Source organism: Gilliamella sp. A7, assembly GCF_002142015.1.
GTDB lineage: Bacteria > Pseudomonadota > Gammaproteobacteria > Enterobacterales > Orbaceae > Gilliamella > Gilliamella apis_A.
This window is the reverse complement of record NZ_NASN01000115.1, coordinates 1-836: the sequence shown is the minus strand read 5'-3', so window position 1 is coordinate 836 and position 836 is coordinate 1. Positions and strand designations below refer to the sequence as shown.

The following is an 836-nucleotide window of genomic DNA, read 5'->3' as shown; positions in this document are numbered from 1 at the left end:
TAAAGAAATTTCAAGTTATCAATCTAAGGCAAGGGATTATTGTAAAAGTTTAGGTAGTGGTTATCGATTGCCAGATGTGAATGATTTTTCCAATACCAATCCTTACGATGGTTGGATTGGCGGTTATGGTTATGAGAATAGTTATGGCTCTTATGCACGTCGGCAATTAAGTTATCAGGAGAATGGAAAATGGGTTGGTGGAATTGCGAATGAATGGGGATGTATGCCTAAGGATGAGTATGAGCATAATTCGACTTGCCAAACTTATAAAGGTACAGATTGGAATTCATATCATTATTGGACGAATAATGTAGCAACAAATACTGCGCGTCCTCGTAATGAAGGAAAACCATTTTTATATGCTCCCGAAGGATCTATCGATATACTTCAATCTATTTGGCAGATAATTACTGCCGCATGTGTTACACCTTAAGTGTTAATTGCGTTAATCCTAAAATATAACAAATGTAAGTTATAGTCACTGTTAGTTCTTGAAGTATTTTGACAGTTATTAGAATATTGGTTTTTTATTAATATATTGCATAAAAAAGATAAAAAGCCAATATAATACCTAGTATTTAACTAATTAAAATTTTTTTAAATAGTTCTTTGCAATTATTGTTAAACGTAGTTATGATTTTATCAGTTTATAATTAGGATATAATATAGGGATATAATGGATAATCAAAATCAGTCTTACTTCAAACTGCCTTTACTTTTTACTTTTGCTTGTTATTTCATTTGGTTGATAGTTCCAATGATTAACTTTTTCGATTTTGCCAACATTACTATACGTTATAGATATGATAATATTTTTGTTTATCATATAACATTGG

1 protein-coding gene is annotated in these 836 nt (G+C 30.3%); it reads left to right on the top strand.

Annotated elements, in window-relative coordinates; translation table 11 throughout:
* A partial coding sequence (locus tag B6D18_RS12690) for a hypothetical protein (RefSeq protein WP_158092597.1) occupies nucleotides 1-433 on the top strand: 433 nt, incomplete at its 5' end.
* Nucleotides 434-836: the final 403 nt, after the last annotated feature.